A 19,048-nucleotide genomic window follows, 5' to 3' on the forward strand; every position below is an offset into this window, starting at 1 on the left:
CAGGCAAGCCAGCTCCAACAGAGCCCGCGCCAGCCTGTAGGAGCCGGGCTTGCCCGCGATGCAGACGCCGCGAACTCACGGGCACCGCGCCGAGGCCATCGCAGGCAAGCCAGCTCCAACAGAAAGTGCAACCTGTAGGAGCCGGGCTTGCCCGCGATGCAGTCACTAGCCATCACAGGCATTCAGTGGTTCAGAGCCAGACGGCATCCCAGTGAGGGTAGTCGCCAATTTTTTGAACCAGCCCGGCGCGCAGTGGGTTGGCGATGATATAGCGGGCAATGGCCCGAACATCTTCTTCGTGGCGTAACGCGCGGTCATGGAAGCCTGCTTGCCATAGCCGGCCCGAACGTAGGCAGGCCTTGTTTATTGCGCAGGTGCTTCGCGATTTGAGCTGCCGCATCACACTGCTCAAGGTTGTCTGTCGCAGTTCCATCAGCCAATGGAAGTGATCGGGCATTACCACCCAGGCGAGTGATCGCGCAGTGCTTGCCTGTTGTGCATGGCGGAACTCAGCGACCAACAGTCGTGCTAGCCTCAGGTCTGTGAGGAGAGGTGTTCGATGCTCTGTGACGCTGGTCAACAGATACAGCCTGCCAGGTTCGGAAAACCTGCCCCGACGAAGGCGATGGGCGCTTGGACGGTCCATGTCTGTCTCCTTGGAATTCATGATTCAAAGTAGATGGACGATGGGGTACGGGGGTTATATCAATGGCACTGGATGTGTCTGGAAAAGGTATCGCAGGCAGCCTGCTGCCCGGGCTCCTGTGGCAACAGGCTTGACTGCGACGGTGTCTTGGCTACTGTTCGCTCAGGGAGAAGGTGGTCAGGCAGAACGTCGGAATGCCCGCAGCCTGCAGGCGCTGTGAGCCGCCCAGTTCGGGCAGGTCAATGATCGCTGCGGCTTCAAACACCTGGGCGCCGGTGCGGCGTATCAGGTTGGCCGCGGCCAGCAGCGTGCCACCCGTGGCGATCAGGTCGTCGAAGATCAGTACCGAGTCACCTTCGCACAGGCTGTCGGCATGCACTTCCAGAAAGGCTTCGCCGTATTCGGTCTGGTAGCCTTCGGTCAGCACATCTGCAGGCAGTTTGCCTTGCTTGCGGAACAGGATCAGCGGTTTGTTCAACTGGTGGGCGATGATCGCGCCGATCAGAAAGCCACGCGCGTCCATGGCGCCGATATGGCTGAACTCAGCTTCGACGTAGCGTTCGATAAAGGCGTCGGCGACATGGCGCAGGCCTCGGGGCGATTGAAACAGCGGGGTGATGTCGCGAAACACGACGCCGGGCTTGGGGAAGTCCATTACCGGGCGGATCAAGGCCTTGAGGTTGAAAGTGTCGCTGGGCATGGTGCGGGTATCCTGAGGAACAAATGCCCATCAGTATACCCGCTTATACGCGGTGTTCAGCCTTCCAGGGCGCCGCCCGCCAGGGCACACAGCTGGATTGGGTCCACGATGCGCACTTCCTTGCCTTCGGCTTCGATCAGGCCGTTCTGCTGGAAGCGGGTAAACACCCGGGACACGGTTTCCACCGCCAGGCCCAGGTAGTTGCCGATTTCGTTGCGCGACATGCTCAGGCGGAACTGGTTGGCCGAGTAGCCGCGAGCACGGAAGCGCGCCGACAGGTTGACCAGGAAGGTGGCGATACGCTCGTCGGCGGTTTTCTTCGACAGCAGCAGCATCATTTGCTGGTCGTCACGGATTTCCCGACTCATGACGCGCATCAACTGGCGACGCAATTGCGGCAGTTGTACCGAGAGTTCGTCCAGGCGCTCAAAGGGAATCTCACACACCGATGTGGTTTCCTGGGCCTGGGCTGATACCGGATAGGCCTCGGTGTCCATGCCGGAAAGCCCGACCAGCTCACTGGGGAGGTGGAAGCCGGTGATCTGTTCTTCGCCGCTGTCGCTCAGGCTGAAGGTCTTCAGTGCGCCTGAGCGTACGGCATAGACCGAGCCGAAGTTTTCGCCCTGTCGGAACAGGAACTCGCCTTTCTTCAACGGACGCCCGCGTTTGACGATGTCGTCCAGTGCGTCCATGTCTTCCATGTTGAGTGACAGGGGGAGACACAGGGGCGCCAGGCTGCAATCCTTGCAATGGGCTTGGTTGTGAGCGCGTTGTTTAACTGGCTCAGACATTTCATCAGTCCTTGTGGTAAAGCACACATAAGCCATAAGGGTAACTCAGCAAATTCCCTGAAGCCAGCGCGCTATACAGGCTGTTGATCGGTGTCTGTGGCCACTCATCGTCAAATGACCCGCGAGAAACGCTGGCGGTTGTGCAGGTCCAGGTAGGCGTCGAAGACCATGCACACCGAGCGCACCAGCAAGCGGCCCGCTGGCAGTACCGTGATGCCTTGGGCGTCGAGGCTGATCAGGCCGTCCTTGGCCATGCCTTCCAGTGCCGGCCATTGGTCCTTGAAGTAGCCGCGAAAGTCGAGGGTGAATGCTTGTTCGATAGTCTCGAACTTCAGCTCGAAATGGCAGATCAACTGCTGGATCACGGCGCGGCGCACGCGGTCGTCCTGGTTGCAGATCAGCCCGCGGCTGGTGGCCAGTTGTGACAGGGTCAGGCTGTTCTGGTATTCGTTCAGGTCGCTGCTGTTCTGGCAGTACAGGTCTCCGATCTGGCTGATCGCCGAAACACCCAGGCCAATCAGGTCGCAGTGCCCGTGGGTGGTGTAACCCTGGAAGTTGCGCTGCAAGGTCGACTCTTCCTGAGCGATGGCCAGTTCGTCGTCCGGCAGGGCGAAGTGGTCCATGCCAATGTAGCGGTAGCCGGCAGCGGTGAGCTGTTCGATGGTGTTGTGCAGCATCTCGAGTTTGGCCGCAGGGGCGGGGAGGTCGTTGGCGTCGATCCGCCGTTGCGGCATGAAGCGCTCGGGCAGGTGCGCGTAGTTGAACACCGAGAGCCGGTCTGGTTGCAGTTTGATCACTTCCTCGACCGTGCGGGCAAAACCTTCCGGGGTCTGCTTGGGCAGGCCGTAGATCAGGTCGAGGTTGACTGAACGGAACTGCAGGGTGCGTGCTGCCTCCATGATCGCACGGGTTTGCTCCAGGCTTTGCAGGCGGTTGATGGCCCGCTGTACTTGCGGGTCGAGGTCTTGTACGCCAAGGCTGACGCGGTTGAAGCCCAGTTCGCGCAGCAGGCCCATGGTCGACCAGTCGGCTTCGCGCGGGTCGATTTCGATGCCGTAGTCGCCGGAGTCGTCGTCGAGCAAGTTGAAGTGCTTGCGCAGGTGAGCCATGAGCTGGCGCAGTTCTTCGTGGCTGAGGAAGGTGGGAGTACCGCCCCCCAGGTGCAGCTGCTCGACCTGCTGGTTAGGGTCGAGGTGGCAGGCAATCAGCTGGATTTCCTGCTCCAGGCGCTGCAGGTAGGGCTGGGCGCGACCACGGTCTTTGGTGATGACTTTGTTGCAGGCGCAGTAGTAGCAAATATTGGCGCAGAAGGGCACATGCACATACAGCGACAGCGGGCGCACCGCTCGACGGCTGTCACGCAGGGCGTGCAGCAGGTCGAAGGCGCCCACCTGGCTGTGCAGTTGCACGGCAGTTGGGTAGGAGGTGTAGCGTGGGCCTGCCAGATCGTAACGGCGAATCAGGTCAGAGTCCCAACGAAGTACGTCGAGCATGGAGGCAGTCCCTAGAGATGCGGCAATGTTTGAAGTCTAGGGAGCGATTCGCAACAGGGTGTTGATTTGCATCAACGCCGCTTCAGTGGCCCATCAGCCAATGCTGGTGCGGGCCGGGCAGGGTCCAGAGGCCGAAGAGGATCACCAGCAGGCCGCCCGCGATGCGCACGCCCCGTTTACGCAGTACTGCGCGGGTGCGTTCGGCGGCAAGGCCGGTGGCTAGCAGGACCGGCCAGGTGCCGAGGCCGAAGGCGAGCATCAGCAGGGCGCTGTCGAGGGCATTGCCCTGGCTGGCGGCCCACAGCAGGGTGCTGTAGACCAGGCCGCATGGCAGCCAGCCCCAAAGCGCGCCGAGCAGCACGGCGCGTGGCGCGCTGGACACCGGCAGCAGGCGGTTGGCAATCGGCTGGATATGCCGCCACAGGCCTCGGCCAAGGCCTTCGATACGGGTGAGGCCGCTCCACCAGCCCGCCAGGTACAAGCCCATGGCAATCAGCAGCAGTGCCGCCACGACGCGCATGCCGGTGGCGAGCGGGCTATTGCCCAGTGCCCAGCCTGCCAGGCCGAGCAGCAGGCCGGCGGTGGCATAACTGAGGATGCGGCCCAGGTTGTAGGCCAGCAGCAGGCGCAGGCGACGGCTGCGTTGCTCCTGCGGGATCGCCAGGGTCAGGGCGCCCATCAGGCCGCCGCACATGCCCAGGCAATGGCCGCCGCCGAGCAAACCCAGAATCAGTGCCGAACTCAGCAGGGGCAGCAGGTCAGCCACGGGGTGGGGCGCCTTCGTCGTCGGGGCTGGCGGTTTTTTGAGTCGCTTGCGTGGTGTCTACGGCCGCCTGGTGTTTTGGGTCCTGGTCGTCGAATAGGATGCTGTGGGCCGGGCCTTCGAGGTCGTCATACTGGCCGCTGTCGACCGCCCAGAAAAAAATGTACACGGCGATGGCAACGATCAGCAGCGCAGCAGGAATCATGACATAGAGCGCGGGCATGGAAATCTCCTGGTCAGGCCGTCGAGGGGCGAGAGGTGGCGGGCGCGACCTGGGCCGAATCACCGGCGACGCGGGTCAGGCGCAGCGCGTTGAGCACCACGATCAATGAGCTGATCGACATGCCGACCGCCGCCCAGACTGGTGTAATCCAGCCCAGTGCCGCGAACGGCAGCATCAGGCCATTGTACAGGCTTGCCCAGAGCAGGTTCTCGATAATAATGCGACGGGTGCGCCGGGCCAGGGCAAAGGCATGCACCAGTGCGTCCAGCCGATTGGACAGCAACACGGCATCGGCGCTGGTCTTGGCCAGGTCGGTGGCGGAGCCCATGGCAATGCTGATGTCGGCGGCTGCCAGCACCGGCACGTCGTTGACGCCGTCGCCGAGCATCAGCACCTTGTGCCCCTCGTGTTGCAATGCCTTGAGCTTCTCCAGTTTGTCGTCCGGGCGCAGGCCGCCGATGGCCAGGTCGATGTTCAGTTCTGCCGCGACACTGGCAACCATGGGTGAGCTGTCCCCGGAGAGCAGCAGGGTTTTCCAGCCGCGGGCCTTGCACGCCGCCACCAGGTCGCTGGCGTCATGGCGCAGGCGGTCGTCCAGGCCAAACCAGGCCAGCGGGCCCTGGGTGTCGCCGAGCAGCAGCCATTGCCCGGCCTCATTGGGCATCGACGGCACGGTGCTGCCGCTGAGGGCGCAAACAAAGGCGGGCTGACCGATGCGCAGCCGCTGCCCGTCAACCTGGCCCTCAAGGCCGAGGCCGGGTGAGGCCTGGACTTCGTCGGCGACGTGTTGGACACGACCGAAGGCGCGGGCAATCGGGTGCTCGGAACGGTTTTCGAGGGCGGCGGCCAGTTTCAGGCAGTGATCGGCATCGGCGTTGCCGAGTGGGCGAATGCTGCGCAGGGTCAGGCGGCCTTCGGTCAGGGTGCCGGTCTTGTCGAAGATTACCGTGTCGATCTGGTTCAGGCCTTCCAGCACATGGCCGCGGGTGAGCAGCAGGCCCAGTTTGTGCAGGGTGCCGGTGGCGGCGGTGAGTGCCGTGGGGGTGGCCAGCGACAGGGCACACGGGCAGGTGGCAACCAGCATGGCCAGCACGATCCAGAAGGCCCGGTCGGCATCCAGTTGCCACCAGAGCAGGCCGATTGCAACCGAAGCGATCAGGGTGAACAGCAGGAACCACTGTGAGGCGCGGTCGGCGATTACCGCCAGCCGGGGCTTTTCCGACTGTGCCCGCTCCAGCAGGCGGACAATGGCAGACAGTCGGGTGTCATGGCCCAGTGCTTGCACCTCGACGGTGAGCACGCTTTCCACGTTCAGGGTGCCGGCGGTCACGGCATCGCCGGGTTGGCGCGGTTGTGGCAGGTACTCGCCGGTGAGCAGCGATTCATCGACGCTGGACTGGCCGTCAAGGATGCGCCCATCGGCGGGCAGCACGGCGCCCGGGTGGACCAGCACGCGGTCACCCACGTGCAGTTCGCTGAGCAGGATGCGTTCACTGCTGCCCTGTGCGTCCAGGCGCAGGCAGGAAGCCGGGAGCAGGTTGACCAGTTGCGCGGTAGCCGCTGCGGTTCGTTCGCGGGCCCGTCGCTCCAGGTAGCGGCCGGCCAGCAGGAACAGGGCGAACATGCCGACCGCGTCGAAGTACAGCTCGCCACTGCCGGTGATGGCCGTCCAGATACCGGCGCCGTAGGCCAGGCCAATGGCCAGTGACACCGAGACGTCCATGGTCAGGTGGCGTGTACGTAGATCACGGGCGGCGCCGCGGAAGAACGGCGCACAGCTGTAGAAGACAATCGGGGTGGTCAGGAACATCGCCACCCAACGCAGGATAGTGTGCAGTTCCGGGCTGAGGTCAATGTTGAACTCCGGCCAGGTGGCCATGGTTGCCATCATCGCCTGGAACCACAGCAGCCCGGCAACGCCCAGTTGGCGCAGGGCTGTACGGTTTTCATTGGCCAGTTGCTCGGCGGCGCGGTCGGCCTGGTAGGGGTGCGCGGCGTAGCCGATCTGGCGCAGTTCGGCGAGCAGTTTTGACAGCGGGAGTTGGCTGTCGCTCCAGTGCACTTGCAGGCGGTGATTCGACAGGTTCAGCCGGGCTTCGGCCACGCCGGGCAGGTTGCGCAGGTGCTTTTCGATCAGCCAGCCACAGGCGGCGCAACTGATGCCCTCGATCAGCAGGGTGGTCTCGGCCTGTTCGCCGGTGTGGCGCACGAATGGTTTCTGGACGTCGGGACGGTCGTACAGGGCCAGTTCATCGACCAGTTGCAGGGGCAGTGCATCAGGGTTGGCGCTGGCTTCGCTGCGGTGCTGGTAGTAGCTTTCCAGGTTGCCGGCGACGATGGCTTCGGCGACTGCCTGGCAGCCCGGGCAGCAGAACTGGCGCGGTTCACCTAGTACCACAGCGGTGAAGTGGCTGCCGCCAGGGACGGGCAGGGCGCAGTGGTAGCAGGGGGTGGGGCTGGTCATGGTGTCTATCGCAGGCAGTTCAGGACGGGCACGGCCGGCCCCCGCAGGGGCCGAGCGTGCCAGCGATGAGGGCGAAACTCATTGTTCCAGGTGTTCGGCGCCCTGAAGGGCTTCATCGCCCAGTACCAGGGTTTTGTCGTGGCCGACCTGCTCTTCCTCGAACAGGCGCCAGACGTGCTCGTCCTGGCTGCCCAGCAATTCCACGAAACGCCGACCTTCTACCTTGTCATTGAGCTGGCCAAGGTAGCGGCCGGGTTCGCTTTCACTGCGTACCAGTTCAATCTTGCGGTCTTTCTCGGGCTGCGTTGGCGAGATCAGGTTCAGCTCCAGGCGTTGCGGCTGGCTGTCGCCCTGCAGGCGCAGGTCGACTTCGCCGGTGAGCTCGTCCAGGTGCACGCTGGCCTTGAGCTTGAGCGTCTGCGCCAGCAACTCTCGGTCGAGTGAGCGGTTGATGCCTTTGCCGGCCTCGTAGTAGTTGTCGTTGACCAGGTTGTCCGGGTTGTTTACCGCGATGCCAACCATGGTCAGGCTGAGGGTCACCGATGTGGCCAGAATGCCAATGATGATCCAGGGCCAGAGGTGCTTGTACCAGGGGCTTGCGGCAGTTGCTGAACGCATTGGCAGACTCTCTTATCGAATTTGCGGGCCGATGAATCGGCTCTTGGCTTCAACCTGGACGTTGCTGTCATCGGCGTCGCGCAGGATGAAGGTGACTTCGTTGGTGGTCGAGGGCAGTTGTTCCGGTGCCATCGACAGTTGCACGGGCAGGCTGACGATATCGCCGGCAGCGACGCTGACTTCACGCACGGCTTCAAGCTTGAGGCCTGGCAGGCCGACGGCATCGAGCACGTACACGTGATCGCGCTGGTCCTTGTTCATGACTTTCAGGCTGTAGACGTTTTCGATCCGGCCCTGGGCGTTTTCACGGTACAGGACGCGGTCTTTGCTGACATCGAAGCCAACCAGCGAACGCATGACGAAGGCGCTGGTCAGCAGGCCGATCATGGTCAACAGCACAATGGCGTAGCCGATCAGGCGTGGGCGCACCATGTGGGTTTTCTGCCCCGACAGGTTGTGCTCGGTGGTGTAGCTGATCAGCCCGCGTGGGTAGTTCATCTTGTCCATGATGGTGTCGCAGGCGTCGATACAGGCGGCGCAGCCGATGCACTCGATCTGCAGGCCGTCACGGATATCAATGCCGGTCGGGCACACTTGAACGCACATGGTGCAGTCGATGCAGTCACCCAGGCCTTTGGCCTTGTAGTCGATATCCTTTTTGCGCGGGCCACGGGTTTCGCCCCGGCGCGGGTCGTAGGAGACGATCAGGGTGTCCTTGTCGAACATGACGCTCTGGAAGCGGGCGTATGGGCACATGTAGATGCACACCTGCTCGCGCAGCCAGCCGGCGTTGCCGTAGGTTGCCAGGGTGAAGAAACCCACCCAGAAGTAGGCCCAGCCATCGGCCTGGCCGGTGAAAAACTCTACCACCAGCTCGCGGATCGGCGAGAAGTAGCCGACGAAGGTCATCCCGGTGACAAAGCCGATCAGCAGCCACAGGCTGTGTTTGGCCAGTTTGCGCAGGAATTTGTTGCCGCTCATCGGCGCCTTGTCGAGTTTCATGCGCTGGTTGCGGTCGCCTTCGGTGACCTTTTCGCACCACATGAAGACCCAGGTCCAGACGCTTTGCGGGCAGGTGTAGCCACACCACACCCGGCCGGCGAAGACGGTGATGAAGAACAGGCCGAAGGCCGCCACGATCAACAGGCCAGAAAGCAGGATGAAATCCTGCGGCCAGATGGTCGCGCCAAAGATGTAGAACTTGCGCTCGGGCAGGTTCCACCAGACGGCCTGGTGGTTGCCCCAGTTCAGCCAGACGGTGCCGAAATAGAGCACGAACAGGACTGCGCCGCCAACCATCCGCAGGTTGCGGAACAGGCCGGTGAAAGCGCGGGTATAGATTTTGTCACGAGAGGCATAGAGGTCGACGCTGTTGTCGGCTTTCTTGGCAGGCGGTGTGACGTCGTGTACCGGAATCTGGTTGCTCATCATTGAGTCCCACGGCAGTGGAAAAGTGCCACGACCCGTACATGCAGGCCGCAGTCAAAAGCTTGATGCTCTAGGGCGCATGATACGCCTGTACTGGCATTACGGGGGAGGGGTGCGACTTTTGGCCGCGTTGGGTAAAGCTTTGCGATAGTGTAATGGCATGTGTCAATTGACGCAGGTCACGAAGCCGGTGATCGCACAATCCGTCACGCCTCATGGGTGTAAAAAAGCCCCGCCAGCGCAGGCTGGCGGGGCTTTTTTCAGCCGATCGAATTACTTCGCGTCGGTCGCCTTGTCGGCTTGGTGCGACAGGCTGTAGACGTAGGCTGCCAGCAGGTGAACCTTGTCGTTACCCTGCAGGTCCTGCTGGGCAGGCATCTGGCCCTGACGGCCATAACGGATGGTCTGCTGCAGTTGAGCAAAGCTCGAACCGTAGATGAACGCCTGTGGGTGAGTCAGGTTCGGTGCGCCCATGGCCGGGGTACCTTTGCCTTCAGGCCCGTGGCAGGCCACGCAGTTGGCAGCGAAGAGCTTCTGGCCATTGGCCGGATCGGCTTTCGCGCCTTCTGGCAGGGTACGGCCATCGAGGTTGGTCAGGACAAAGGCCGCCACGTCGGCTACGCCTTGCTCACCAATCACTTCAGCCCAGGCCGGCATCACACCATGACGACCGGCCATGATGGTGGTCTTGATGGTTTCCGGCTCGCCGCCCCAGCGCCAGTCGTTGTCGGTCAGGTTCGGGAAACCGTAGGAGCCCTTGGCGTCGGAACCGTGGCACACCGAGCAGTTGGAGGCGAACAGGCGGCCACCCATTTTCAGTGCTTGTGGGTCCTTGGCGACTTCCTCAATCGGCATGGCAGCAAATTTGGCGAAGATCGGCCCAAACTTGGCATCCGAGCGCGCCATTTCCTTTTCCCACTCGTGAACGCCGGTCCAGCCAGGCTGGCCGTTGGCGAACTCGGTTTTCTTGTCGTTATCCAGGTACTGATAACCTGGCAACATGCCTTTCCAATTGCCCAGGCCTGGGTACAGCACCAGGTAGCCCAGGGCAAAGATGATGGTGCCGACGAACAGCATGAACCACCATTTCGGCAGTGGGTTGTCGTACTCCTCGATACCATCGAAGGAGTGGCCCACGGTTTCATCGGTGGCTTCGCTGCGCTGGCCCTTGCGGGTGGACAGCAGCAGCCAGGTCAGGGCGAAGATGGTGCCCAGACTCAAAACGGTGACGTACAGACTCCAGAAGGTAGTCATTCGTTGTTACTCCTAGAAGCTCTCGCTTGCGCTTGCTCGACGTGCTTGATGGCCTCGGGATCATCCGCGAAAGGCAGCAAGGTCGCTTCGTCGAACTCAGACTTGCGTCGAGAACTGAATACCCACAACGCCAGGCCAATGAAGGCCACCATCACCACGACGGTGCCCAGGCCACGAATCATCCCGATATCCATCAAGGTCACCGTTTGCTTTTGATGATGGTACCCAGCCCTTGCAGGTAGGCAACCAGGGCGTCCATTTCAGTCTTGCCCTTGACCGCGTCGCGGGCACCGGCGATGTCTTCGTCGGTGTACGGCACGCCCAGGGTGCGCAGGACTTCCATCTTCTTGGCGGTTTCCTTGCCGTCGAGCTTGTTCTCTACCAGCCATGGGTAGGAAGGCATCTTCGACTCAGGCACGACGTTGCGCGGGTTGTACAGGTGCGCACGGTGCCAGTCGTCGGAGTAGCGACCGCCGACACGGGCCAGGTCCGGGCCGGTACGCTTGGAGCCCCACAGGAACGGGTGGTCCCAGACGCTTTCACCGGCAACCGAGTAGTGGCCGTAGCGCTCGGTTTCAGCACGGAACGGGCGGATCATCTGCGAGTGGCAGCCGACGCAGCCGTTGGCGATGTATACATCACGGCCTTCCAGTTCCAGTGCGGTGCGCGGCTTCATGCCTTCGACCGGCTTGTTGGTGACGTCCTGGAAGAACAGCGGGACGATCTGGGTCAGGCCGCCGATACTGACGGCGATGACCATGAAGAAGGCCAGCAGGCCGATATTCTTCTCGACTACTTCGTGCTTCATCAGTGAGCTCCAACTACGATCTGAGCGGCGGCTTCAGCTTCTGCCGGCTTCGAGGCGCGTACGGTACGGTAGACGTTGTACGCCATCAGCAGCATGCCGGAGGCGAAGAACGCACCGCCCAGTGCACGGACGATGAAGCCCGGGTGGCTGGCTTGCAGCGCTTCGACGAAGGAGTAGGTGAGGGTGCCGTCATCGTTGATTGCACGCCACATCAGGCCCTGGGTGATACCGTTGACCCACATCGAGGCGATGTACAGCACGGTCCCGATAGTGGCCAGCCAGAAGTGGGCGTTGATCAGGCCGATGCTGTGCATCTGCTCGCGACCGTAGACCTTCGGAATCAGGTGGTACAGGGCGCCGATGGAGATCATCGCTACCCAGCCCAGAGCGCCGGCGTGTACGTGGCCGATGGTCCAGTCGGTGTAGTGCGACAGCGAGTTGACGGTCTTGATGGCCATCATCGGGCCTTCGAAGGTCGACATGCCGTAGAACGCCAGCGATACCACCAGGAAGCGCAGGATCGGGTCGGTGCGCAGCTTATGCCAGGCGCCCGACAGGGTCATCATGCCGTTGATCATGCCGCCCCAGCTTGGTGCCAGCAGGATGATCGACATCGCCATGCCCAGCGACTGGGCCCAGTCTGGCAGGGCGGTGTAGTGCAGGTGGTGCGGGCCGGCCCAGATGTACAGGGTGATCAGTGCCCAGAAGTGCACGATCGACAGGCGATAGGAGTAGATCGGACGCTCGGCCTGCTTGGGTACGAAGTAGTACATCATGCCCAGGAAGCCGGTGGTCAGGAAGAAGCCCACGGCGTTGTGGCCGTACCACCACTGGATCATTGCATCGGTGGCGCCGGAGTAAGCCGAGTAGGACTTGAACAGGCTGACCGGCAACGACATGTGGTTGACGATGTGCAGCATCGCGGTGACCACGATGAAGGCACCGTAGAACCAGTTACCGACATAGATGTGCTTGGTCTTGCGCTTGACGATGGTGCCAAAGAACACAATACCGTAGGTCACCCAGACAATGGCCAGCAGAATGGCGATCGGCCACTCCAGCTCTGCGTATTCCTTGGTCGTGGTGTAGCCCATCGGCAAGGTGATGAGTGCACCGACGATCACGGCTTGCCAACCCCAGAAGGTGAAGGCCGCAAGGCTGTCAGAGATCAGTCGCGTCTGGCAGGTACGCTGCACGACGTAATAGGAGGTGGCAAACAGCGCACATCCACCAAAGGCGAAAATCACCAGGTTGGTGTGCAGCGGGCGAAGGCGTCCAAAGGTCGTCCAGGGCAGGTCCAGGTTCAGCTGGGGCCATACCAGTTGCGAGGCAATGAAGACACCAAGCCCCATGCCAAGGATCCCCCAGACCACCGTCATGATGGCGAACTGGCGGACTACCTTATAGTTATAAGCAGTCGGACTGATTGCTGTGCTCATTCTAAGGTTCCACGGTTTGGGTGTTTTTTTAGGGTAAAAATCGGCGCAAGTATGTATAAACCGTGTGGTTATTGCAACGCGATGGCATCCGCGCCGATCCTTGCCAGAGCGTGTGTTGCGGCCCTTTCGAGCTTTTCTGGCGCGAAAATTGTACACAGTTAATTTACTTTTATGTGTACGATTTTTCGGTTTTTATTACCGGACAATCGCGCGGATGCACCGTTTGTCGAAACGGCTGTCGGGTCGAGGATGGCTGACATGAGCCGCCCTATCAGCCTTTGCGCCGAATCGTTGGCGGTGAGTGCCCCAGAAAAGTGCAGCAGGACCGCTCATTCCACCCACTGTGGCAACAAGCTTAGTTCCAATTGATGGCGGTGCAAGGCGAGGGTGTGCCTGGCTGCGACACTTGGTCGCAAGGCGGGGGGAAGGAGGGGGGATAAGCCGCCGCACCCCTGAAGGTGCGGCGTTTTTAGTCAAGCCTCAGTTACAAAATCATTTCACTTGGCAGAGGCCTGTTCGTTCCCCTTGGACAGGCTGTAGACGTAGGCGGCCAGCAGGTGAACCTTGTCGTTACCCTGGATTTCCTGCTGGGCAGGCATCTGGCCCTGGCGGCCGTAACGGATGGTCTGCTGCAGTTGGGCAAAGCTCGAACCGTAGATGAACGCCTGTGGGTGAGTCAGGTTCGGTGCGCCCATGGCTGGGGTACCTTTGCCTTCAGGCCCGTGGCAGGCCACGCAGTTGGTTGCGAAGAGCTTCTGGCCATTGGCCGGATCGGCTTTCGTGCCTTCTGGCAGGGTGCGGCCATCGAGGTTGGTCAGGACAAAGGCTGCCACGTCGGCTACACCTTGTTCGCCAATCACTTCAGCCCAGGCCGGCATGATGCCGTGACGGCCATTGAGGATCGAGGCCTTGATGGTCTCCGGCTCGCCACCCCAGCGCCAGTCATTGTCGGTCAGGTTAGGGAAGCCATAGGCGCCCTTGGCGTCGGAACCGTGGCACACCGAGCAGTTGGAGGCGAACAGGCGGCCACCCATTTTCAGGGCTTGTGGGTCCTTGGCCACTTCCTCCACTGGCATGGCGGCGAATTTGGCGAAGATCGGTCCGAACTTGGCGTCTGCCTTGTCCATCTCTTTCTGCCATTCGTTAACGCCGGTCCAGCCGTCCTTGTAGCCAGGCAGCATGCCTTTCCAGTTACCCAGGCCAGGGTAGAGGATCAGGTAGCCGACCGAGAACATCAGGGTGCCAACGAACAGCCAGAACCACCACTTGGGCAGCGGGTTGTCGTATTCCTCGATGCCGTCGAAGCTGTGGCCCATGGTCTGGTCGGTGGAACCTTTGCTTTCGCCCTTGCGTGTGGCCAGTAGCAGCCAGGTCAGGCCAACCAGGCTACCGATGGTCAGTACGCAGATATACGTACTCCAGAAGGTGGTCATTGCCGGGTACTCCTCAAGGCGGATTCATTGGCGGTAGGGGGCAGGCGATCATCGGCGAACGGCAGCAGGCGTGCCTCGGCAAAGTCACGGTCGCGGCGGGCGTTGAACACCCAGAAGGCCAGGCCGATGAAGGCGATCATCACCAGCAGTGTGCCCAGGCCGCGTAGCTGGCCGATATCCAGTGTGAAGTCCATGGGGCTTACCTCTTGTTCTTGATCGCGGTGCCGAGCACCTGCAGGTAGGCGACCAGCGCATCCATTTCGGTCTTGCCCTTGACCGCGTCGCGGGCACCGGCGATGTCGGCATCGCTGTACGGTACGCCGAGGGTGCGCATGGTGCGCAGCTTGGCCTCGGTGTGCGTGCTGTCGACCTGGTTGGCCACCAGCCATGGGTAGGCGGGCATCTTCGACTCAGGCACGACGTTGCGCGGGTTGTACAGGTGCGCACGGTGCCAGTCGTCGGAGTAGCGAGCGCCGACACGGGCCAGGTCCGGGCCGGTACGCTTGGAGCCCCACAGGAACGGGTGGTCCCAGACGCTCTCACCGGCAACCGAGTAGTGGCCGTAGCGCTCGGTTTCAGCACGGAACGGGCGGATCATCTGCGAGTGGCAGCCGACGCAGCCTTCGCGGATGTAGATGTCACGGCCTTCCAGTTGCAGTGCGGTGTAGGGCTTCATGCCCTCGACCGGCTTGTTGGTGACGTCCTGGAAAAACAGCGGGACGATCTGGGTCAGGCCACCGATGCTCACGGCGACCACCATCAGCAGCACCAGCAGGAAAACGTTCTTCTCAATAGTTTCGTGTTTCATTTCGCTTTCCTCAGGCCAGCTGGGTGGCGGCGTCGGCTTCGGTTTTGGCCGGAGCGGCGACGGTCACGGTGCGCCAGGTGTTCCAGGCCATCAGCAACATGCCAGTCAGGAAGATGGCACCGCCGACGAAGCGCACGATGAAGCCAGGGTGGCTGGCGACCAGGGTCTCGACGAAGGAGTAGGTCAGGGTGCCGTCGGCGTTGACCGCGCGCCACATCAGGCCTTGGGCGATACCGTTGACCCACATCGAGGCGATGTAGAGCACGGTGCCGATGGTGGCCAGCCAGAAGTGGGCGTTGATCAGGCCGATGCTGTGCATCTGCTCACGACCGAAGACTTTCGGGATCATGTGGTACAGCGCGCCGATGGAGATCATCGCGACCCAGCCCAGGGCGCCCGCATGTACGTGGCCGATGGTCCAGTCGGTGTAGTGGGACAGCGCGTTGACGGTCTTGATGGCCATCATCGGGCCTTCGAAGGTCGACATGCCGTAGAACGCCAGCGATACCACCAGGAAGCGCAGGATCGGGTCGCTGCGCAGCTTATGCCAGGCGCCCGAGAGGGTCATCATGCCGTTGATCATGCCACCCCAGCTTGGCGCCAGCAGGATCAGCGACATGACCATGCCCAGCGACTGGGCCCAGTCGGGCAGGGCGGTATAGTGCAGGTGGTGCGGGCCGGCCCAGATGTACAGGGTGATCAGTGCCCAGAAGTGCACGATCGACAGGCGATAGGAGTACACCGGACGTTCGGCTTGCTTGGGCACGAAGTAGTACATCATGCCGAGGAAGCCTGCGGTCAGGAAGAAGCCTACGGCGTTATGGCCGTACCACCACTGGACCATGGCGTCAGTGGCGCCACTGTACAGTGAGTAGGACTTGGTCAGGCTGACCGGCACTTCCAGGTTGTTGACGATGTGCAGGATGGCCACGGTAATGATGAATGCACCGAAGAACCAGTTGCCCACGTAGATGTGCTTGGTGGTGCGTTTCATCAGCGTGCCGAAGAACACCACGGCGTAAGCGACCCAGACGATGGTGATCAGCAGGTCGATTGGCCATTCCAGCTCAGCGTATTCCTTGGAGCTGGTGAAGCCCAGCGGCAGGGATACGGCAGCCAGGACGATGACCAGTTGCCAGGCCCAGAAGGTGAACGCGGCCAGACGCGGCGAAAACAGCGTGGTCTGGCAGGTGCGTTGCACCGAGTAGTAGGAACTGGCGAACAATGCACAACCACCGAAGGCGAAGATCACCGCGTTGGTGTGCAGCGGGCGCAGGCGCCCGAAGCTGGTCCAGGGGAGGTCGAAGTTGAGTGAAGGCCAGACGAGTTGCGCGGCAAGAAAAACGCCGAGTCCCATCCCGACTATCCCCCACACCACCGTCATAATGGCGAATTGGCGGACCACCTTGTAGTTGTAGGCGGTACTGCTGGTTGTGTTCATGTATGGGTTCCCATCCACGGTTATAGGCAGACTTATTAGCGAGGCAAGCATGAGTAATGGGCAATTGGCCGGTATTGACGGGGATCAATGGGCGCAACGGGTGGCGGCACGTGGCTGGCGCTGGAATGCCCCGCAGAATCAGGGGGATAAACCCTGTCGCGACGTGTTGATTCTGGCCCATGGTGCAGGCGCCCCCATGGACAGCGCGTTCATGGAAGACATGGCGCAAAGGCTTGCGGGGCAAGGGTTGGCGGTGTTGCGCTTTGAGTTTCCCTACATGGCTCAGCGACGGCTGGATGGCGGCAAAAGGCCGCCGAATCCGCAGGCGGTACTGCTCGAATACTGGCGCGAGGTGTACTGTCAAGTGCGACCATCGGTCGCTGGGGTGTTGGCAATCGGTGGCAAGTCCATGGGCGGGCGCATGGCGAGCTTGTTGGTCGATGAGCTGGGCGCCGATGCACTGGTTTGCCTGGGGTATCCGTTCTATGCGTCGGGCAAGCCGGAAAAACCGCGGGTAGCGCATCTGGCGGCGCTGAAGACGCCGACCTTGATCATTCAGGGCGAGCGTGACGCGTTGGGCAATCGCCAAACAGTGGAGGGGTATGCGTTGTCGTCAGCCATCGAGCTGTGCTGGCTGCACGCCGCTGACCATGACTTGAAGCCACTCAAGGCGTCGGGGTTCAGTCATGCCGATCATTTACAGACGGCGGCAGACCGGGTTGTGCGCTTCATTGATGAAGTGAGTGCCGGGGTCAGGGCAACCCCGGCGACGATTGCTTAACCGCGGTACTCGCAAAGGTAGGCGGTGTCGACAGCGACTTTCAGTTGGAACTTGCTGTTGGCCGGTACATTGAACTGGCTGCCAGCGCTGAAGGTTTCCCAGTTGTCGCTGTCTGGCAGCTTGACGGTCAGGGCCCCGGAGACCACATGCATGATCTCGCGCTGGCTGGTACCGAACTCGTATTCGCCCGGAGCCATCACGCCAATCGTGGCCGGACCTTCGGCGGTGCCGAATGCGATGGATTTGACCGTGCCATCAAAGTACTCGTTGACTTTAAACATGGGCGACTCCTGAAAAAGGGGGAAAAAAGGTTGGCCAGTATGCCCAAGCGCCCGGTTGCCGTCATCCGCTTTCAAATGCCGCTGGCAGGCAGGGTCAACGGTAGCAGGCGCGCCGTGTTGCGGGCATCTTCCAGGGCGCGGTGCTGCTGCCCGCAAAACTGCAGGCCGGCCAGTTGCAGCGCGCCATTCAGGCCGAGTGGACGTTGCAGGTGCCGGGCCTTGGCGAAGTGCTGTTTCAGGTTGATATGGGGGATGTTGGCCAGCAGGCTGTCGACCTCATGCTGTTGCCATTCCTGCAGCAACTGCTTGCGGTCGTAGTCCCCCCAACTGACCCAACCCTCAAGGTGCGGCTGATGGTGGCTGAGCCAGCGCTCGAATTGCGCCCAGACCTCCATGAACGAGGCTGCTGTATCGACATTGGTCTGGCTGATATGGGTCAGCTCGCGGCAGAACGTGGTCAGTTGGGGGCGACGCCGTGGCCGTATAAACCGCTGGAAGTGGTCCACCTCGCGGCCGTCGCGGTTGACCAGGCTGGCACCGATTTCAATGATTTCCATTTCCGCGACTGGCCAGCCACCGTCGTCAGTGGTGGCTTCCAGGTCGATTACCAGCCAATGCCCCATCATCCGCTTCCCATCCAATATGCAGGCTAGAGCGTAGCGAATGCGCGGCGTTTAGGATATCCCCTGTTTTGGCAGCGGTGGCGCCCTTGCTGGCCTACTCTTTGGTTGTGCAAACGTGGTAAAACGCCTAGCTTAAAGGGCGTCCACGTCCCGTCCCTCGAGAGTGTGTAGCCTTGAAGTCCGTGCCATTGCCGCCGCTGTTGTCTGCTCTGCTGCTGTTTGCCATGGCGTGGCTCGCTCCGTCGGCAAGTGCCTTCGAGGATGTTGAGGTCCGGGTGGGCGCCGCGCATTTCCCTCCTTACACGGTACGCCCCGAGCAAGGCGCTGATACAGGCTTGTTGCCGCAACTGATCGATGCTCTCAACCAACTGCAGCAGCAGTACCGCTTCGTTCTGGTGCCCACGTCGATCCCGCGACGCTTTCGCGACTTCCAGCACGGTCGCATCGATATGGCGATCTTCGAGAACCCTGAATGGGGCTGGCAACAGATTCCTCATGCCAGCGTCGACATGGGGCTTGAGGATGCCGAGGTGTTCGTTACCCATCGCCTGCCTGGCCGTGATCAAGCGTATTTTGCCGACCTTCAGGGCAAGCGGCTGGCACTGTTCAGTGGCTATCACTACGCCTTTGCCAAGTTCAACTCAAACCCACGCGACCTGGCTGAGCTTTACAACGCCACGCTGACCTATTCCCACGACAGCAACCTGTTGATGGTTCAGCGCGACCGGGCGGATATTGCCTTGGTTACCCGTTCGTACCTGTCGGATTACCTGGCGCGTAATCCTGGCAGCGCTGAACAGCTGTTGGCTTCCGAACGAGTGGATCAGGTTTACCATCACTTCGCCCTGTTGCGCCCCGGTGCACCGATCAGCGGCGAAGCGTTCCAGGGGCTGCTGCAGCAACTGCGCGACAATGGAAAACTGGCGGGTATTTTCAAGCCGTATCAAATCCACGTCGCGAAGTCGCGTTGACGTCGTTGCAGGCCTAGCCTGCCAACACACCTGTACAGCACTCAGTCGGTGCGGAAGCGCCCCACCAAGGTGTTCAACTCGCT

General features: G+C 61.5%; 21 protein-coding genes. 2 read left to right on the forward strand and 19 right to left on the reverse strand.

What is annotated here, in order from left to right:
- Nucleotides 1-190: 190 nt before the first annotated feature.
- The 17 genes from UIA24_RS21665 to ccoN (UIA24_RS21745) form a co-directional block, all read right to left on the reverse strand.
- Nucleotides 191-646, reverse strand: coding sequence for an REP-associated tyrosine transposase (locus UIA24_RS21665; protein ID WP_330523891.1), 456 nt, complete (start codon nucleotides 644-646; stop codon nucleotides 191-193).
- Nucleotides 647-797: 151 nt separating this feature from the next.
- The gene (locus UIA24_RS21670; RefSeq protein WP_065761554.1) at nucleotides 798-1,346 is read right to left on the reverse strand and encodes an adenine phosphoribosyltransferase; all 549 of its coding nucleotides are present in this window, start codon (nucleotides 1,344-1,346) and stop codon (nucleotides 798-800) included.
- A 56-nt stretch (nucleotides 1,347-1,402) separates the two neighbouring features.
- Nucleotides 1,403-2,137 carry a Crp/Fnr family transcriptional regulator FnrA gene (fnrA, locus tag UIA24_RS21675; RefSeq protein WP_330523892.1) on the reverse strand — a complete coding sequence of 245 codons (735 nt, stop codon included), beginning with the start codon at nucleotides 2,135-2,137 and terminating at the stop codon, nucleotides 1,403-1,405.
- A 110-nt stretch (nucleotides 2,138-2,247) separates the two neighbouring features.
- Nucleotides 2,248-3,630, reverse strand: coding sequence for an oxygen-independent coproporphyrinogen III oxidase (gene hemN, locus UIA24_RS21680; protein WP_330523893.1), 1,383 nt, complete (start codon nucleotides 3,628-3,630; stop codon nucleotides 2,248-2,250).
- A gap of 82 nt (nucleotides 3,631-3,712) precedes the next feature.
- Complete coding sequence (locus tag UIA24_RS21685; RefSeq protein WP_330523894.1) at nucleotides 3,713-4,396, reverse strand: sulfite exporter TauE/SafE family protein; 684 nt, start codon at nucleotides 4,394-4,396, stop codon at nucleotides 3,713-3,715.
- Nucleotides 4,389-4,616: a cbb3-type cytochrome oxidase assembly protein CcoS gene (ccoS, locus tag UIA24_RS21690; RefSeq protein ID WP_330523895.1), complete on the reverse strand. Its 228-nt coding sequence runs from the start codon at nucleotides 4,614-4,616 to the stop codon at nucleotides 4,389-4,391. The genes UIA24_RS21685 and ccoS overlap by 8 nt, the downstream gene beginning before the upstream one ends.
- A 13-nt stretch (nucleotides 4,617-4,629) precedes the next feature.
- Nucleotides 4,630-7,080 carry a heavy metal translocating P-type ATPase gene (locus UIA24_RS21695; RefSeq protein ID WP_330523896.1) on the reverse strand — a complete coding sequence of 817 codons (2,451 nt, stop codon included), beginning with the start codon at nucleotides 7,078-7,080 and terminating at the stop codon, nucleotides 4,630-4,632.
- 78 nt (nucleotides 7,081-7,158) lie between these two features.
- Entirely contained in the window at nucleotides 7,159-7,698 is a 540-nt protein-coding gene (locus tag UIA24_RS21700) for a FixH family protein (RefSeq protein ID WP_330523897.1), read from the reverse strand.
- Nucleotides 7,699-7,710: 12 nt separating this feature from the next.
- Nucleotides 7,711-9,126, reverse strand: a complete 1,416-nt coding sequence (ccoG, locus tag UIA24_RS21705) for a cytochrome c oxidase accessory protein CcoG (protein ID WP_065761561.1) — start codon at nucleotides 9,124-9,126, stop codon at nucleotides 7,711-7,713.
- A 273-nt stretch (nucleotides 9,127-9,399) separates the two neighbouring features.
- The gene (gene ccoP / locus UIA24_RS21710) at nucleotides 9,400-10,380 is read right to left on the reverse strand and encodes a cytochrome-c oxidase, cbb3-type subunit III (RefSeq protein WP_065761562.1); all 981 of its coding nucleotides are present in this window, start codon (nucleotides 10,378-10,380) and stop codon (nucleotides 9,400-9,402) included.
- A complete protein-coding gene (locus UIA24_RS21715) occupies nucleotides 10,377-10,574 on the reverse strand; it encodes a CcoQ/FixQ family Cbb3-type cytochrome c oxidase assembly chaperone (protein ID WP_065761563.1) in 198 nt (65 codons plus the stop codon). Before UIA24_RS21715 ends, ccoP (UIA24_RS21710) begins: the two co-directional genes overlap by 4 nt.
- A 5-nt stretch (nucleotides 10,575-10,579) precedes the next feature.
- Nucleotides 10,580-11,188, reverse strand: coding sequence for a cytochrome-c oxidase, cbb3-type subunit II (gene ccoO / locus UIA24_RS21720; protein ID WP_065761564.1), 609 nt, complete (start codon nucleotides 11,186-11,188; stop codon nucleotides 10,580-10,582).
- The gene (gene ccoN, locus UIA24_RS21725) at nucleotides 11,188-12,627 is read right to left on the reverse strand and encodes a cytochrome-c oxidase, cbb3-type subunit I (protein ID WP_099773980.1); all 1,440 of its coding nucleotides are present in this window, start codon (nucleotides 12,625-12,627) and stop codon (nucleotides 11,188-11,190) included. Before ccoN (UIA24_RS21725) ends, ccoO (UIA24_RS21720) begins: the two co-directional genes overlap by 1 nt.
- A 497-nt stretch (nucleotides 12,628-13,124) precedes the next feature.
- On the reverse strand, nucleotides 13,125-14,060 hold the full coding sequence (gene ccoP, locus UIA24_RS21730; RefSeq protein WP_065761967.1) for a cytochrome-c oxidase, cbb3-type subunit III: 936 nt from the start codon (nucleotides 14,058-14,060) through the stop codon (nucleotides 13,125-13,127).
- The gene (locus UIA24_RS21735; RefSeq protein WP_065761968.1) at nucleotides 14,057-14,254 is read right to left on the reverse strand and encodes a cbb3-type cytochrome oxidase subunit 3; all 198 of its coding nucleotides are present in this window, start codon (nucleotides 14,252-14,254) and stop codon (nucleotides 14,057-14,059) included. Before UIA24_RS21735 ends, ccoP (UIA24_RS21730) begins: the two co-directional genes overlap by 4 nt.
- Nucleotides 14,255-14,259: 5 nt before the next feature.
- On the reverse strand, nucleotides 14,260-14,868 hold the full coding sequence (gene ccoO, locus UIA24_RS21740) for a cytochrome-c oxidase, cbb3-type subunit II (RefSeq protein WP_065761969.1): 609 nt from the start codon (nucleotides 14,866-14,868) through the stop codon (nucleotides 14,260-14,262).
- 10 nt (nucleotides 14,869-14,878) lie between these two features.
- Complete coding sequence (ccoN, locus tag UIA24_RS21745) at nucleotides 14,879-16,309, reverse strand: cytochrome-c oxidase, cbb3-type subunit I (RefSeq protein WP_099773981.1); 1,431 nt, start codon at nucleotides 16,307-16,309, stop codon at nucleotides 14,879-14,881.
- Between the two features lie 49 nt (nucleotides 16,310-16,358).
- Between ccoN (UIA24_RS21745) and UIA24_RS21750 the strand changes: the two genes are divergently transcribed.
- Nucleotides 16,359-17,090: an alpha/beta family hydrolase gene (locus UIA24_RS21750; protein ID WP_330523898.1), complete on the forward strand. Its 732-nt coding sequence runs from the start codon at nucleotides 16,359-16,361 to the stop codon at nucleotides 17,088-17,090.
- Here UIA24_RS21750 and ppnP read toward each other — a convergent pair.
- A complete protein-coding gene (gene ppnP / locus UIA24_RS21755) occupies nucleotides 17,087-17,371 on the reverse strand; it encodes a pyrimidine/purine nucleoside phosphorylase (protein ID WP_065761227.1) in 285 nt (94 codons plus the stop codon). The genes UIA24_RS21750 and ppnP overlap by 4 nt on opposite strands.
- A 71-nt stretch (nucleotides 17,372-17,442) precedes the next feature.
- Nucleotides 17,443-17,994 (reverse strand): exonuclease domain-containing protein, encoded by a 552-nt coding sequence (locus UIA24_RS21760; RefSeq protein WP_330523899.1) that lies wholly within the window; start codon nucleotides 17,992-17,994, stop codon nucleotides 17,443-17,445.
- Between the two features lie 224 nt (nucleotides 17,995-18,218).
- Here UIA24_RS21760 and UIA24_RS21765 point away from each other — a divergent pair, with 224 nt between their 5' ends.
- Nucleotides 18,219-18,965, forward strand: coding sequence for a substrate-binding periplasmic protein (locus tag UIA24_RS21765; protein WP_065761240.1), 747 nt, complete (start codon nucleotides 18,219-18,221; stop codon nucleotides 18,963-18,965).
- The last annotated feature ends 83 nt before the right edge of the window (nucleotides 18,966-19,048 follow it).

It is taken from the genome of Pseudomonas sp. AL 58, assembly GCF_036348395.1.
Classification (GTDB): domain Bacteria; phylum Pseudomonadota; class Gammaproteobacteria; order Pseudomonadales; family Pseudomonadaceae; genus Aquipseudomonas; species Aquipseudomonas defluvii.

Coding starts and splice junctions, on each gene's coding strand:
- UIA24_RS21665 (WP_330523891.1), bottom strand. CDS start 646: ATGGACCGTCCAAGCGCCCATCGCCTTCGTCGGGGCAGGTTTTCCGAA.
- UIA24_RS21670 (WP_065761554.1), bottom strand. CDS start 1,346: ATGCCCAGCGACACTTTCAACCTCAAGGCCTTGATCCGCCCGGTAATG.
- fnrA (WP_330523892.1), bottom strand. CDS start 2,137: ATGTCTGAGCCAGTTAAACAACGCGCTCACAACCAAGCCCATTGCAAG.
- hemN (WP_330523893.1), bottom strand. CDS start 3,630: ATGCTCGACGTACTTCGTTGGGACTCTGACCTGATTCGCCGTTACGAT.
- ccoS (WP_330523895.1), bottom strand. CDS start 4,616: ATGCCCGCGCTCTATGTCATGATTCCTGCTGCGCTGCTGATCGTTGCC.
- UIA24_RS21695 (WP_330523896.1), bottom strand. CDS start 7,080: ATGACCAGCCCCACCCCCTGCTACCACTGCGCCCTGCCCGTCCCTGGC.
- UIA24_RS21700 (WP_330523897.1), bottom strand. CDS start 7,698: ATGCGTTCAGCAACTGCCGCAAGCCCCTGGTACAAGCACCTCTGGCCC.
- ccoG (WP_065761561.1), bottom strand. CDS start 9,126: ATGAGCAACCAGATTCCGGTACACGACGTCACACCGCCTGCCAAGAAA.
- ccoP (WP_065761562.1), bottom strand. CDS start 10,380: ATGACTACCTTCTGGAGTCTGTACGTCACCGTTTTGAGTCTGGGCACC.
- UIA24_RS21715 (WP_065761563.1), bottom strand. CDS start 10,574: ATGGATATCGGGATGATTCGTGGCCTGGGCACCGTCGTGGTGATGGTG.
- ccoO (WP_065761564.1), bottom strand. CDS start 11,188: ATGAAGCACGAAGTAGTCGAGAAGAATATCGGCCTGCTGGCCTTCTTC.
- ccoN (WP_099773980.1), bottom strand. CDS start 12,627: ATGAGCACAGCAATCAGTCCGACTGCTTATAACTATAAGGTAGTCCGC.
- ccoP (WP_065761967.1), bottom strand. CDS start 14,060: ATGACCACCTTCTGGAGTACGTATATCTGCGTACTGACCATCGGTAGC.
- UIA24_RS21735 (WP_065761968.1), bottom strand. CDS start 14,254: ATGGACTTCACACTGGATATCGGCCAGCTACGCGGCCTGGGCACACTG.
- ccoO (WP_065761969.1), bottom strand. CDS start 14,868: ATGAAACACGAAACTATTGAGAAGAACGTTTTCCTGCTGGTGCTGCTG.
- ccoN (WP_099773981.1), bottom strand. CDS start 16,309: ATGAACACAACCAGCAGTACCGCCTACAACTACAAGGTGGTCCGCCAA.
- UIA24_RS21750 (WP_330523898.1), top strand. CDS start 16,359: ATGAGTAATGGGCAATTGGCCGGTATTGACGGGGATCAATGGGCGCAA.
- ppnP (WP_065761227.1), bottom strand. CDS start 17,371: ATGTTTAAAGTCAACGAGTACTTTGATGGCACGGTCAAATCCATCGCA.
- UIA24_RS21760 (WP_330523899.1), bottom strand. CDS start 17,994: ATGGGGCATTGGCTGGTAATCGACCTGGAAGCCACCACTGACGACGGT.
- UIA24_RS21765 (WP_065761240.1), top strand. CDS start 18,219: ATGGCGTGGCTCGCTCCGTCGGCAAGTGCCTTCGAGGATGTTGAGGTC.